The sequence below is a fragment of the Actinoplanes ianthinogenes genome (assembly GCF_018324205.1).
GTDB lineage: Bacteria > Actinomycetota > Actinomycetes > Mycobacteriales > Micromonosporaceae > Actinoplanes > Actinoplanes ianthinogenes.
Window position 1 is genome coordinate 7,573,572 of sequence record NZ_AP023356.1, and the last position, 13,254, is coordinate 7,586,825.

Annotated in this window: 8 protein-coding genes; 5 read left to right on the forward strand and 3 right to left on the reverse strand. The window is 70.2% G+C overall.

Translation table 11 applies throughout. The annotated features are described in order from the left end of the window. Positions 1-280: 280 nt before the first annotated feature. On the reverse strand, positions 281-2,029 hold the full coding sequence (locus Aiant_RS34220) for an alpha/beta hydrolase (protein WP_189333076.1): 1,749 nt from the start codon (positions 2,027-2,029) through the stop codon (positions 281-283). 376 nt (positions 2,030-2,405) lie between these two features. Here Aiant_RS34220 and Aiant_RS34225 point away from each other — a divergent pair, with 376 nt between their 5' ends. Further along, a complete protein-coding gene (locus tag Aiant_RS34225) occupies positions 2,406-5,639 on the forward strand; it encodes a glycoside hydrolase family 3 C-terminal domain-containing protein (RefSeq protein ID WP_189333077.1) in 3,234 nt (1,077 codons plus the stop codon). Here Aiant_RS34225 and Aiant_RS34230 read toward each other — a convergent pair. Beyond that, positions 5,636-6,589 carry an NAD(P)-dependent alcohol dehydrogenase gene (locus Aiant_RS34230; RefSeq protein ID WP_189333078.1) on the reverse strand — a complete coding sequence of 318 codons (954 nt, stop codon included), beginning with the start codon at positions 6,587-6,589 and terminating at the stop codon, positions 5,636-5,638. The two genes, Aiant_RS34225 and Aiant_RS34230, sit on opposite strands and share 4 nt — an antisense overlap. 123 nt (positions 6,590-6,712) lie before the next feature. On the opposite strand from Aiant_RS34230, the gene Aiant_RS34235 reads away from it, so the two are divergent. Beyond that, positions 6,713-7,117 carry a hypothetical protein gene (locus Aiant_RS34235; RefSeq protein WP_189333079.1) on the forward strand — a complete coding sequence of 135 codons (405 nt, stop codon included), beginning with the start codon at positions 6,713-6,715 and terminating at the stop codon, positions 7,115-7,117. Here Aiant_RS34235 and Aiant_RS46925 read toward each other — a convergent pair. Continuing rightward, complete coding sequence (locus tag Aiant_RS46925; protein ID WP_212846596.1) at positions 7,102-10,020, reverse strand: AfsR/SARP family transcriptional regulator; 2,919 nt, start codon at positions 10,018-10,020, stop codon at positions 7,102-7,104. The genes Aiant_RS34235 and Aiant_RS46925 overlap by 16 nt on opposite strands. Before the next feature lie 74 nt (positions 10,021-10,094). On the opposite strand from Aiant_RS46925, the gene Aiant_RS34245 reads away from it, so the two are divergent. The 3 genes from Aiant_RS34245 to Aiant_RS34255 all read left to right on the forward strand — a co-directional run bounded on the left by Aiant_RS34245 (position 10,095) and on the right by Aiant_RS34255 (position 12,999). Beyond that, complete coding sequence (locus Aiant_RS34245; RefSeq protein ID WP_189333081.1) at positions 10,095-10,520, forward strand: cellulose binding domain-containing protein; 426 nt, start codon at positions 10,095-10,097, stop codon at positions 10,518-10,520. A gap of 75 nt (positions 10,521-10,595) precedes the next feature. Then, positions 10,596-11,927, forward strand: coding sequence for a TIGR04013 family B12-binding domain/radical SAM domain-containing protein (locus Aiant_RS34250; RefSeq protein WP_189333082.1), 1,332 nt, complete (start codon positions 10,596-10,598; stop codon positions 11,925-11,927). A 406-nt stretch (positions 11,928-12,333) separates the two neighbouring features. Beyond that, positions 12,334-12,999: a DUF3152 domain-containing protein gene (locus Aiant_RS34255; protein WP_245006632.1), complete on the forward strand. Its 666-nt coding sequence runs from the start codon at positions 12,334-12,336 to the stop codon at positions 12,997-12,999. The last annotated feature ends 255 nt before the right edge of the window (positions 13,000-13,254 follow it).

Genomic DNA, 13,254 nt, shown 5'->3' on the forward strand with positions numbered 1-13,254 from the left:
TCGTCACGATCGATGCTGCCGCTGCGCCAGGTTGGAGGCAACAACTTCCGAGAAATTTCCGGTAGAAAGTTGGCCCCGTCTTAATCGTTATATGCGCATCTCCCTGAGGTCGGGCATGATCACGTGCTGCTATGGGGTGCGGGACTTGCGGGAATGCCGGAACGGACTTCGAAAGTTTCGGCCCTGCCGTCCGTGTAGGTCGGCGGAGAAGTGAAGAGGCAGGCCCCAACGCGACGCGGCGCCCGTTGCCGGGCGCCGCGTGCTCATCTCCGATCGGTTCCTATCGGGTGCCGCTGAGGGTCGACGGCAGCGGCGGACCGACCACCTGCGGCCGCTGGGCCGGCGCGGCCGGCGCCCGCAGCGCAGAGACGCTCAGGGCCGAGTCGTCCGGCAGCGGCTCCAGGAACGGCTGGTACGCGCCCTGGCAAACCGTGCCCTTCGCGGGCAGAGTGCCTTTGAGCAGGTAGTTGTCGATCGCGGTGGTGGCGCAGTCGGACGTGCCGTACGACGTGTGTCCCCAGTTGGTGTTGGACAGCAGCCGGCTGTTGGGCAGCCGCTTGGACGCCGACACCGCGTCGTCGTAGTTGGTCGCCGGGTCCCACTGGGTGCCGACGATCAGCACCGGCGCGGCGGTCCGCCTCGTCCACGGGCCGGTGTACGCGTCCTCGTCCCGCACGGTCCACGTGTTCCGGGCGCACTGCGCGGTGGACCAGCCCCAGGCGCGGCCGAAGTACGGGGCTCGCTTGTCGGCCTTCGCCATCAGCGCGGGCCACAAGTTCGCGTCCTTCGGGTGCAGCGCGTCGGTGCAGTCCACCCCCGAGAACGCCTCGAACCCGTTCTCGTACGGGAAGTCGCGGGCCGGCTTCCTGGCCCGCGCGTCCTTGATCCGCTTGGCCAGAGCCGTGCGCGCCGCCGCCTTGTCGGCGGCGCTGGACGAGGTGAGCAGCGTGTAGATGTACTGCGCGTCCTGGGTGACCCAGTCGCCGGCACCGGTGTCGTACAGGTCACCGAGGATGCCGCCGACGAAGTCGGCGTACGTGATCGTGTAGCTGCCGGTCTCGTCGGTTATCACCAAGGGCTTCTTCCGCAGCTTCTGAGCGATCAGGTCGAAGTTCGCGACCGGGTCGCCGGCCGCGAACACGCAGTACTTCTCCCCGGCGGCGTCGCACCGTTTGAGGATCTCCCGCAACGCCCGGTACGCCCCGTCCGCCGAGCGCAGCCGCTCGTCCTGCTCCTGATTGGCGGTCTTCTTGGTACCGACCCAGTGCGCCGGGTCCAGCACGCCGTCGACCACAATCGACCGGAACCGGTCCGGGAACATGTTCGCGTAGTACTGCCCGATCGCGGTGCCGTAGCTGAAGCCGAGATAGTTCAGCTTCTTGTCGCCGACGGCGCGCCGCAGGACGTCCATGTCGCGCGCGACCTCGGCGGTCGACATTGAACCGGACAGCGGCTTCCCGGTGGTCGAGCACGCCTTGCCGAATTGCTTGGCGGCCCCGACGTACTTCTTCTCCTCGGCCGCGCCCCACGGGAACGCCACATTCATCTTGTTGAGCACCGCGGCCTGATCCTTGACGCTCTTGAAGCAGCGCACATTGTCGCTGTTCGCGATGCCGCGGGGGTCGAATCCGACGATGTCGAACCGGTCGAGCAGCGTCTTGCTGAGGAAGTACGGCGCGTTGAGCGCGATCGACGTGCCGGATCCGCCCGGCCCGCCGGGGTTGAGGAACAAGCTGCCGATCTTGTGTTTCTGATCCTTGGCCTTGATCCGCAGGATCGCGATCTCGGTCTTCGGGCCCTTGGGCTTGTCGTAGTCGAGCGGGAGACGGATCGTCGCACACTGCGCGACCCGATAGCAGTCGTACCAGCCGAGCTTCGGCGTGGGTACGCTGTCGACCCGCTTGCGCTCCTTCGCGGAGGTGTGGTCGATGGTGGCGGTGGTGGCGGCCGCGGCCGGCGCCGCGGCCCCGGAGACCAGCACTCCGGTGACCAGGCCGGCCACGATGACGGTTCTGCCGATACGTGACACGCACGAATCCCTTCCGTCGTTCCGGTGCGGCGTGATCGCCGCGGCAGGGATAGTAGGGCGTCGATGCAAGAGATTCGGATGGCCGTCCTGCCGAACCGTTTGAGTAACCGTTATAGTACGGCTGACCAATTGATGTTGATCTATCAACGTTGAGCCAGCTCAGCAGTGCCACCGACTTTGTTGACCGGTTCAGCTGCGATCCCCTGCTCTCCGGACCGTGTGGCAGCGGGACAGCAGTGCAGATCCCATCGAGAGATCGGAGTCCACCACCTTGGACAGGCGAGACGTTCACATGGTGAAGGTCAGTTCTGCGCCCTCGCGAGGGAGGAGGCACGGCAGAGGGGTCTTGGCGCTCGGGCTGGCGTGGGCTGTGGCGGTGGGCACGCTCGGCGCGCTCGCGCGGCCGGCCCCGGCATCCGCCGAGAGCACGCCGGCGTACCAGAACACCTCGCTGCCCTTCAGCGTCCGTGCGGCGGACCTGGTCTCGCGGATGACGCTGGAGGAGAAGTACGACCAGCTCATAGCGATGCAGCCGCATGCGACCTGGCGTGCGAAGCCGAAAGCGATCGACCGCCTCGGCGTGAAGTCGTACGGGTACTGGGGGGAGGCGAATCACGGGATCTACTTCCCGACCGTCCCCGGCAACAGCAACTACACGCAGTATCCGCAGAGCACCTCGATCGCATCGACGTGGGATCCGGCCATCACCCGGGAGATCGCCGGCGGTATCGCTGACGAGGCCCGCGTCACCTACAACACGTCCTGCCCGCCGGGTGTGGCGCATCCCGACCCCGTCGGTGGCGCCTGTCACGGCTTGACCTATTGGTCGCCGAACCAGAACCTCAACCGCGATCCCCGGTGGGGGCGGGCGGACGAGTCCTACACCGAGGATCCGTTCCTGGCAGGCCAGGTGGCCGGCGCCTTCGTGACGGGTTTGCAGGGCAACACCTCGTCGCGTCCCGACACGGTTCCCACCGGGGCGCACGACTACGTTCAGGCGGTCGCCACGCCGAAGCACTACCTGGCGAACAACTCGGAGGCGAACCGCGACTTCGGCACGTCGAACTTCACCGAGCGTTCGATGCACGAGTACTTCCTGCCGCCGTTCGGAGCCTCGGCCGGCAAGGCGGGCGCGCGGTCGCTGATGGCCGCCTACAACGCCCTCTCCGTGGTGGAGGACTACACGACGGATTACCCGTCCGCCTCGAGCTACCCGACCCTGTGGAGCCCTCGCGACAATGCCACCCCAGGCGGTACTCCCGGGACGCCGGCCGCCGCGAGCCGGTACTCCCTCGAGACCATGCTGCGCCGGTCGTACGGCTTCGACGGTTACGTCGTCTCCGACTGCGATGCGATCACCCGCGTGCACGGAACCGGGACGTCAGGACACTCCTGGCACCCCGCCCAACTCGGCGGTCAGACGCAGATCGGCAAGACCCTCGGCAACGCCTGGGCGCTCAAGGCCGGCACCGATCTCGACTGCTCGGGCGGTGACTACCCCACCGCGACCGGACTCCCGGCGGCTCAGAGCCAAGGGTTCGTCAGCGAGGCCGACGTCGACATCGCGCTCGTCCGCGCCTTCACCGCGCGGTTCCAGCTGGGCGAGTTCGATCCCGTCGCCTCGGTCCCGTGGAACAGCGAGTCCTACTCGCTGTCGGCAGCCGGTGATCCTGATGTCAAGCTCGCTTCGCCGGCGCACCGTGCGGTCGCGCACGAGTCCGCCCTCGAGGCGCCCGTGCTGCTGAAGAACGCCGGCCGAACACTCCCGTTCGCGGGCGCGGCGACCGGCAAGACAGTCGCCCCGGGGCACGTCGACTCCCTCAACGCGTTCCAGTCGGGCTCCTACTCCGGGCCCACAGCTGTCAACACCACCTTCGCCCAGGCGCTGGCCGAGCGGACGGGTTCATCCGCCTCGGCCGTGACCGCAGGCTCCACCACGCCGTTCCTGTCCAGCCACCTCGCGGTGTTCCCGGACGTCCTTGACGCCGATGGCACCGCGATCACCACCTCGGTGTGCGCCAGCAACCCCTGCGATCCCGTAGCGGACGCGGCGACCGCCGAATATCAGATCTCCCAGGCTGACAATGTCGTGGTGGTCGCCGGTCATCGGAACAACGACGGCGGCGAGGGCACGGACCGCTCCACGGTCGTCATGCCGCGCATGCAGGCCGAGCTGATCCGGGACTCGATCGCTCCGCTCGCCCAGAAATACGGCAAGAAGATCGTGGTGTGGATCCAGGCCAAGACCATGGTCGACGTCAGCGCGTTCAAGGACCTGCCGAGCGTCGGGGCGATCGTCTGGTCGTCCTTCAACGGCATGTACCAGGGCAAGGCGATGGCCGAGTTGGTGTTCAACGACGCGGTGAAGCTCGAGGACGGGCGTACCGCGGTGGCCAACTTCTCCGGCAAGCTGCCGCTGACCTGGTACTCCGACGTCGACGCCCAACTCGGGCCGGCGGCCGCTCCGGACCGCGCGATCGAGGATTACCGGATGACCAAGGCGGAAGGCGCCAAGTGCGGCCGGACGTACCTCTACTACCAGGTCGGTCCCGATTGCGCGGCTCCCCACTATGTGTTCGGCCGAGGTCTGTCGTACTCGCCGTTCGTCTACGGCACCCCGCGACTGTCCTCCTCGAAGATCACTCCCGACGATGCGGTGACGGTCTCGGTGCCCGTGTCGAACCGGGCCGCCAACAACCCGGGCAAGGCTGTCGTGGAGGTCTACGCCCGCGCTCCGAAGGGAGCCGACGGGAATCAGCGCCCGCTCAAGCAGCTGAAGGGTTTCGTCAAGAGCGGCCTGATCGCTGGGTCGTCCACGACGGTGAAGGTCACCATCGGCGCCGGTGACCTGTGGTTCTGGGACGACGTGAAGCACAAGAAGGTGTTCCCCACGGGCGACTGGACCATCCTGGCCGGCCCCAGCTCGGCCGACGCGGACCTGAAGCCGGTGACCCTGCGGGTGAGCGGACACCGCACGGGCGGCGTCGAGGTGGTCTCCGCCCAGCCGGACGCCACCGAGTTGAGCCTGGACACCCCCGACAACCGGATCAACGCCCAACTGTCGGTCACCAAGCACGACATGACGTTCTGGGATCTCTCCGAGCGGGCGCTCAAGGTGAAATACACCTCCTCGAACCCGGCGGTCGCGACGGTCGACGCCTGCGGCTCGGTCAAGCCGGTGTCCACCGGCGCGGTCCTGATCACGGCCAAGGCCACCGCCAACGGGGAGAGCAAGTCGACGACGTTCCCGGTCGTGGTGACCTCCGGCGCACCGGACGCCACCGGCTCGGCATTCCCGAACGCTTACACGTCGCGGGTCGACTTCGGTGACCGGAAAGTGACGCTCGACCAGGCATCCTCGGGGACGAAGCTGTCCGCGAGTGTGTTCCCGGCCAACCCGGCAACGACGTACACCTACCAGATCGCCCCGATGGACACCAACACCGCCGGAGCGAGCGTCACCTCGGCGGGAGTCCTGACCGCGGGCAGGACCGGGCACGTACGGGTCACCGTCACAGCAACCGGTGCCGGCGTGCAGACGTCGGAATCCGCCCTGGTCACGATCATGCCCCGGTGCCGGTTCGGCGGGGTCGGGCCACCGCCGGCCTAGCTTGCCTGGACGATGACCTTGCCCAGGGCGCGCCCCTCGCCCACCCGGGCCAGCGCCTCGGGCACCTGCTCAAGCGGAAACGTGCGGTCGATGTGGATGTCGAGTTCACCGCCGGCGCAAAGGCCGGCCACCGGGCCGAAATGCTGCGGACCCTCCTGGACGGCGAGCACGCCCAGCCGGCGACCGGTGAGAAGGCCGGCGACCGTGCCGGCCGTCAGCACGCGCAGCAGCGTCGACACCGAGCCGCCGACACATCGGTAGCGACCGCCGGGCGCCAGCGCCCGGCGGTAGGCGAACACCGAGCGGTGGGCGACCAGGTCGAGGATCAGATCGTACGGCCCGGCGCGGGTGAAGTCGGTGCGGCGGTAGTCGAGCACCTCGTCGGCGCCGAGCGACCGCATGAAGTCCAGCTTGCCGGCGTTGTCGACGCCGGTGACGTGCGCGCCGAGCCGTTTGGCGAGCGGGATCGCGAACGAACCGGAGCCGCCGCCCGCGCCGTTGATCAGGACTCGGCGCCCGGCTGCGGCTCCGGCGATGCCCTGCCAGGCGATCGCCCCGGCCTGGGGGATCGCCGATGCCTGTGCGAAGGTCAGCGCCGCGGGCTTCACCGCCAGCGCCGATTCCGGGGCGGTCGCGTACTCGGCGAAGCCGCCCTTGGCCTGCAGGTTGTCGCCGTACACCTGATCGCCGGGGCGAAACCGGGTGACATCCGGCCCGACGGCCTCGACCCAGCCGGCGATGTCGGAGCCCAGGATGCGGCGTGCCGGAGCGCGCAGCCCGCCGACGCGCGCGTACAGCGGCGTGCCGCGCAGGCACTCCCAGTCGCTCAGGTTGACCGACGTCGCCGCGACCTTGACGAGGACCTGGCCGGCGCCGGGGACCGGCACGGGGAGTTCGTCGAGCCTGAGCACGGCGGGCGGCCCGTACCGGTCGTACACCATTGCTCGCATCCGCGGACGTCCCACCTCTCGGTTGTTAGCACGCCGGGACAAACGGACCGTCCAGACGGCATCCAGTGCCGGTCCATCGCCGGCCCCCAGGCTGGAGCAAATCCAGTCCTACGGGAGGCGAGAATGACGCAACGACGGAGCATCCGCACGGCCCTGCTGGGCCTGATCCTGGCCGCCGCCTTTCTGATGGCCGCGGCGGCGCTGGCCAGCCCGGCCCAGGCGTCAGCCAAGGGCTTCCACAAGGTGCCTTACAACAGCGCGGCGATCAGCACGACGAAGCCGCGTGCCGCCACCGTCACCACGGTCACCGGGCGGGGTGCCGCCACCGCCGCCACCCCGCTGGTCGGCTTCTGCACCTTCGACGGGTACGACGGCGTGACCTCGTACATCGGGTGTTCGATCGTGGGACCCGCGACGGTGTACGTCTACTGCAGCAACGGGAACATCTTCTACGGTTACCTGCCGGCCGCCGGTGTCTACTCACTGACCGCGAGGCCCTGCTACGCCACGGGTTACAGCCTCGTGTGAGCCGGACCCGGCACGGTCGGATGTGGCGTCAGGCCGCGCCGGGCCCGCGCGGCCTGATGCTCGTCGCCGATCTCGGTGGCGAGCATCAGCGCCGCGGTGTACTGGGCGCGGGCCGCCGCATGGTCCCCGGCGGCGGTCAGTGCCTCGCCGAGACTGTTGCACGCGTTCGCCTCACCGGCGCGTTCGCCGAGCCGGCGGAAGATCTCCAGGGCCTGCCGGATCAGGGCGAGGGCTCCGGCCGGATCGTCGCGTCGCAGCCGGGCCAGGCCCAGCCCGTCCAGCGCGTACCCCTCGCCGGCCGGTTCGTTGCCGCGGCGGCACAACTCCAGCGCGGCGCGAGCGAGCTGCTCCGCCCGTTCGTACGCCCCACCGCGCGACGCGATGTGGCTGATACTGATCAGCGCGTACGCCTCACCGGTCGCGTCCTCGATCCGGCGGCAGATGTCGACCGCGGCGCGCAACGGCGCGACGGCCTGATCGTCGCGTCCCTGGCGCAGGTAGACCTGGCCCAGATTGCCCAGGCCGCGGGCCTCGCCGGTGGAGTCCCCGGCCTGCCGGCACAGGGCGATCGCCTCGGCCAGCCGCTCGGCCGCTTCCGGGAAGCGACCCTGCCGCTGGTAGACGTGGCCGAGGTTGCCCACGGCACGGGCCTGCGCGACCGGATCCGCGATCACCGCGGCCAGACTGGCGGCCCGCTCCAGTCGCTGCACCGCTTCCGGATAGCGGCCCTGCTGCGCCAGGATGACCGCGAAGTTGGTCTCCAGGTGCGCCTCCTGGCGCCGATCCCGGACCTGGACGGCCGCCTGCAACGCGTGAGTGTGCAGTGTGGTCGCCTCGTCGTAGTGGCCGGCACTCTCCAGGTAGCGCAACAGGATGATGGTGAGCGCGGTGGTGTGCTCGGGCCGGCCGTGCCGGGCGGCGTGCACCGCGGTGGCGACCAGGTTGGCGCGTTCGGCGTCCAGCCAGCTCAGGCTGAGCGCCGCGGTGTGCAGGTCGGGCGCCGGCGTGCCGTGCCGGGCGCTGTCGAGCAGTCGGCGTCGCTCGGCCGGGTACAGGGTGTCGATCGCGGTCTGCGCCGCGCCGCGGTAGTAGCCCAGCAGACCGGCCAGGGCCTCCGCCCGGCTCTTTTCGTCGTCCTCGGCGACCAGTTGGGCGGCGTAGGCGCGGAGCAGATCGTGCAGCGCGTACCGGTCGCCGTCGGCGCGGCCCAGGAGATGTGCCCGGGCCAGGACGTCCGCGCTGCGGCGGGCGGTCGCCGGATCCTCGCCGCAGAGCGCGGCCAGCGCATAGCTGTCGATGTCCGGGCCGGGGTGCAGGCCGAGTAGCCGGAAGATCCGCGCCACCGGCGGTGGCAGATGCCCGTAGGACCAGGAGAAGACCGCCCCGACGTCGGTTCGCGGATCGGACCCGGTGACCAGCAAATCCAATCTCCGGTGCTGGTCGGAGAGCTCGTCGACCAGGGTGGCCAGGGGCGCGGTGCCGCGCATCGCGGCCAGCTCGGCGACGATGCGCAGGGCCAGCGGAAGCCGAGCGCACTGGACCGCGAGCGCTGCCGCGGCTTGTGCCTCCACACCGACCCGCGCGCCGAGCAGCCGGGTGAACAGGACCATCGCGTCGGGCAGCGGAAGCAGGTCGAGCTCCAGTCGTTTCGCGTCGTGCCCGACGACCAGGCCGGTCAGCGAGTCCCGGCTGGTGACCAGCACGACGCAGGTGCCGGTGCCGGGCAGCAGCGGCCGGACCTGGTCCACCGAGGCCGCGTTGTCCAGCAGCAGGAGCATCCGGCGGCCGGCGAGCATGCTGCGCAGGCGCGCGACCCGCTCCCCCAGCGTCACCGGGATGGCCTCGGGCGGCAGGCCGAGCGAACGGAGGAACCCGGCCGGAGCGTCCCCGGGTGCCATCGGCTGCTCCGGATCGTAACCACGCAGGTCGACGTAGAGCTGTCCGTCGGCGAACCGGTCGCGGCGCCTCTGCGCCCAGCGCACGGCGAGCGTGGTCTTGCCCACCCCGGGCGTGCCGGAGAGCACGATGATACGCAGCGCGGTGTCCGGGCCGTCCCGGTCCGCCAGCGCAAGGTGATCGAGCTGGGCAAGCTCGGCCTCGCGGCCGACGAAGCCACCGAGATCCGGCGGCAGCTCGGCAGGCACCGGCGTGCGAGGTACGCGCGGCGCGGTCGGCCCGCCCGGCTTCGGCGTCTCCTCACGCAGCAGCGCCTCGTGCGCCGCGGCCAGCTCCGGGCCGGGGTCCACACCCAGCTCCTCGACGAGCAACTCGCGCACCGCGTGGTACGTGGCGAAGGCTTCGGCCCGCCGCCCGGCCGCTTGGTAGGCGCGGATCAGCCGGGCCTGGCCGGCTTCGTCCAGGGGCCGGGCCGCGGCCGCTTCGGCGAGCAGCGCCACCGCCCGCTCGGCGCGGCCGTCAGCCAGCAGCGCCTCGGCGTGCCGAACCAGGACGCCATACCGCTCCTCGGCAAGGGCGATCAAGGCAGGATGCCCGCTGAGGACCGGAACGTCTGCGAGCGGATCGCCTTTCCAGCAGCCGAGGGCCTCGTCGAGCCGGTCGAGCCGCGCCAGCCGCCGGAACTCGAAGAGGTCGACGCAGCCGGACGGGGCATCGATCCGGTAGCCGTCGCCCGCCCGGGGGATCAGCCGGCTGGCCCGGCGCGCCGGGCGGCCCGGTTCGAGTGCCCGGCGCAGGTGTTTCACCCGGGTCTGCAGAATGTTGACCGCGCTCTCCGGCGGTTCGTCCGCCCAGATCGCCTCGATCAGCGCCGACCGGGTCACCGGCCGGCCACCGGCCAGGACGAGCAACCCCAGGACCGCCCGCTGCCCGGCAGGACCCAGGTCGACGGGCCGGCCGTCGAGCCAGGCCCCGGTGAGGCCGAGTACCTGAATCCGTAGCGCCATTGCCGTCCAGTCGAAAACCAGTGATGGCCGCCATCCTTCCCGTCAAGCATTGAAACACGGCGTTGGGAGGGAAAATGTCAGAAATCTTCCGGGTGCTGGCTACGGCGACGGCCGTGCTGGCACTGGCCGTACCGGCTGGTGCTGCCGCCGCCACGCCGAGCACGGCCGGCGACCCTGTGGCGGCCTGCGCGATCGACTACGGCTGGGTGCAGGTCCGCCCGCTCGTATACATAGGATCCGTTGCGATCCACAACACCGGAACGGCAGTGATCAACGGGTGGACCCTGAGCTTCCCGCTCCGGGAGCCGCAGCGGGTGATCTCGTCCCGGACCGCCACCTTCGCATCGCTCTCCGATCCGGTCATCGCCCACAACATCGAGAGCAACGGTGTGGTGGCGCCGGGCTCAGCGGTCACCGTGACGTTCGCGGCCAGCGGCGTCGGCACCGCTGTCACCGACTTCACGGTCAACGGCACGGCCTGCACCTTGACCGCACCATGAGGTGAACGTGACCACCGCGGTCCGGAGCCGACCGGCGCTGCGAGGGCACCGACCGGTAGCTGGCAAAATCGCGGCATGAGCGCTCCCGAGCTGGTCCTGGTGCTGCGGTACCGGAAAGCGGTGACCTATGGCTTCCACGCGCTGCTGGGCGCGCTGGGTGAGCACGAGACCGCGACCTGGTTCGAGGTGCGGTTCGGGGAGAGCGCCGAGGAGACGGCACGGCACATCCGGGAGGCGGGCGATGTTCGTACGTTAGTCCTCTGGTCTTTTTATTCTCCTGACGCCGCGGCTTTGGCGGATGAGCTGAAGCAGATCAGGGCGCTGGCGGACGGGCCACAGGTGACGCATCTGGCCGGTGGGGTGCATGCGACCGCGGAGCCGATGCAGACGCTGGACGCCGGGTGGGACATGGCGGCGATCGGGGAGGGCGAGTCGACGCTGCTCAGCCTGGTCGACGCGAAGGGTGACCCGGCCGGGATCACCGGGCTGGCCTATCGGGACGCGGACGGCAAGCTGGTCAGGACCGGGAAGGCGAAGCAGCGGCCGCTGGACGACTTTCCCGGGTTCGCGCTCAAGTGGGACCGGTTCAACGCCCTGGAGATCACGCGGGGCTGCATCTACGCCTGCCGGTTCTGCCAGACGCCGTTCATGTTCTCCGCGCGGTTCCGGCATCGCAGCCTGGCGAACGTGCGCTGGCACGTCGACCAGATGCGAGCTCGTGGGCTGCGGGACGTCCGGTTCATCACGCCGACCGCGTTGAGTTACGGCACGCAGACCGACGAGCCGGACCTGGCCGCCGTCGAGGAGCTGCTGGCGAGTTGCCGGGAGGGGATCGGGCCGAACGGGCGGGTCTTCTTCGGGTCGTTCCCCAGCGAGATCCGGCCCGAGCACGTCAGCCGGGAGGCGCTGCGGCTGGTCAAGAAGTACTGCGACAACAACAACATCATCGTGGGCGCGCAGTCCGGATCGGACCGGGTGCTCGACGCGGCCAAGCGTGGACACGGGGTCGAGGAGGTCAAGCGGGCGGCGCGACTCGGCATCGAGGAGGGCTTCCGGATCAACGTCGACATGATCTTCGGGATGCCGGGGGAGGGCGAACAGGACGTCGCCGACTCGTTGAGGCTGGCCCGGGAGCTGGCCGATCTCGGCGCCCGGATCCACGCGCACACCTTCATGCCGCTGCCCGGCACGCCGTGGCGGGACGCGCCGCCCGGTGACGTCGACCCGGAGACGATCCGTGAGGTGGACCGGCTGTCGCGGCGGGGCGCCCTCTACGGCCACTGGCAGAAGCAGCGGGACCACGCCGCCAGGCTGGCCGCGGCGGCGGAGGCGTATCCGCGGCCGGGCCGCAGCCGCACGCTGCTGCCCACCGTGCCACCGCAGACTCGACTCCCTCAAGGGGATTGACCCTCCAGCAACCTGAGACCCCATGCTGGGTGCATGCCAGACATCAGCCTCGGCGTCTTCACCGGTTACTTCGAGCGGGCCACTCGGCCGTTCACGGGACATGACATGGGCCACGTCCGCGGCCGTGATGCAACCGTGATCGCGCCGGGCCCGTCAAAGAATCGTGAGAGAAACTCGATCACGGCGCCGCGCGGGGCCGATCCACCCTCGTTCGGGTGGTGGGCATCGCCGGGGCCGGCGGCGTGCGCCATCGACCAAGCAGCCGAGGAACAGCTGGCCGATCCTGGCCGCCGGCCTCCTCCTGGCCGGTTGCGGCACGGCCGTGCTGGCCCAGGTGCCGCAGGATCCGGCGTCGCGGGCGCAGGCCTCGCTGGCACACGCTCCGCAAGGGAGCTCGCCGCCGCGGGTGCCACCCAGCAAGGCGCAGGTGCCGGAGGGGACGCCGAGGTCACCGGCTCGGATCACGTATCCGGCCGCCGGTCACGAGAAGTTCGCGGTCGCCTCGGGGGAGACCGCGGCTCCGGCCGGCAAGAAGGGCGAGTTGCTGCACTACCAGGTCGCCGTCGAGCGGGACATCCACGGCGTCACCGCTGACGAGTTCGCCCGCACGGTGACCGCGACGCTGCGTGACCCGCGCAGCTGGACCGCGGGCGGCGAGTGGCGGCTCCAGCGTGTCGGGCCGGGGGACCGGGCCGACTTCGTGGTGCGCCTGGTGACTCCGAAGACGCGCGATGCGCTCTGCGCCGGTGCCCGGGACGGTTACACGTCCTGCCGTTCCGGAGACAAGGTGGTGGTCAACGTGGCCCGCTGGGTCAAAGGCGTTCCCGGCTACGGCGCCGGCCTCGACGCCTACCGGCAATACGTGATCAATCACGAGGTCGGGCATCGCCTCCATCAGGCCCACGAGCTGTGCCCGGGCAAGGGCGATCCCGCGCCGGTCATGCAGCAACAGACGCTCGGCCTGCACGGTTGCACCGCCAACGCCTGGCCCTTCCTCAACGGCGACCGCTACCGGGGCCGCATCGGCGCCTACGACGACAACGTCCCACCCCGCGACAAAGGCAACCCCTGACCCCTTCTTTCGGTACGCCGTGAGCACACGCCCGCCCCGGGACTGGGTCACCCGTGGGCACGCGCCCGCCCAGGGACTGTGGAGGGCCATGGGCACACGCCCGCCCAGGGACTGTGGAGGGCCATGGGCACGCGCCCGCCCAGGGACTGTGGAGGGCCATGGGCACACGCCCGGCCCGGGACTGAGAACGGCCGTGAACACGGGCCTGGCTGGGGACTGGGTCACCCGTGGGCACGCGCCCGTGTCGGGATTGTG

What these genes read in the sequence shown, in the direction of transcription:
- Aiant_RS34230 (WP_189333078.1), bottom strand. Translation starts at nt 6,589, where the DNA reads ATGCGAGCAATGGTGTACGACCGGTACGGGCCGCCCGCCGTGCTCAGG.
- Aiant_RS34235 (WP_189333079.1), top strand. Translation starts at nt 6,713, where the DNA reads ATGACGCAACGACGGAGCATCCGCACGGCCCTGCTGGGCCTGATCCTG.
- Aiant_RS46925 (WP_212846596.1), bottom strand. Translation starts at nt 10,020, where the DNA reads ATGGCGCTACGGATTCAGGTACTCGGCCTCACCGGGGCCTGGCTCGAC.
- Aiant_RS34245 (WP_189333081.1), top strand. Translation starts at nt 10,095, where the DNA reads ATGTCAGAAATCTTCCGGGTGCTGGCTACGGCGACGGCCGTGCTGGCA.
- Aiant_RS34250 (WP_189333082.1), top strand. Translation starts at nt 10,596, where the DNA reads ATGAGCGCTCCCGAGCTGGTCCTGGTGCTGCGGTACCGGAAAGCGGTG.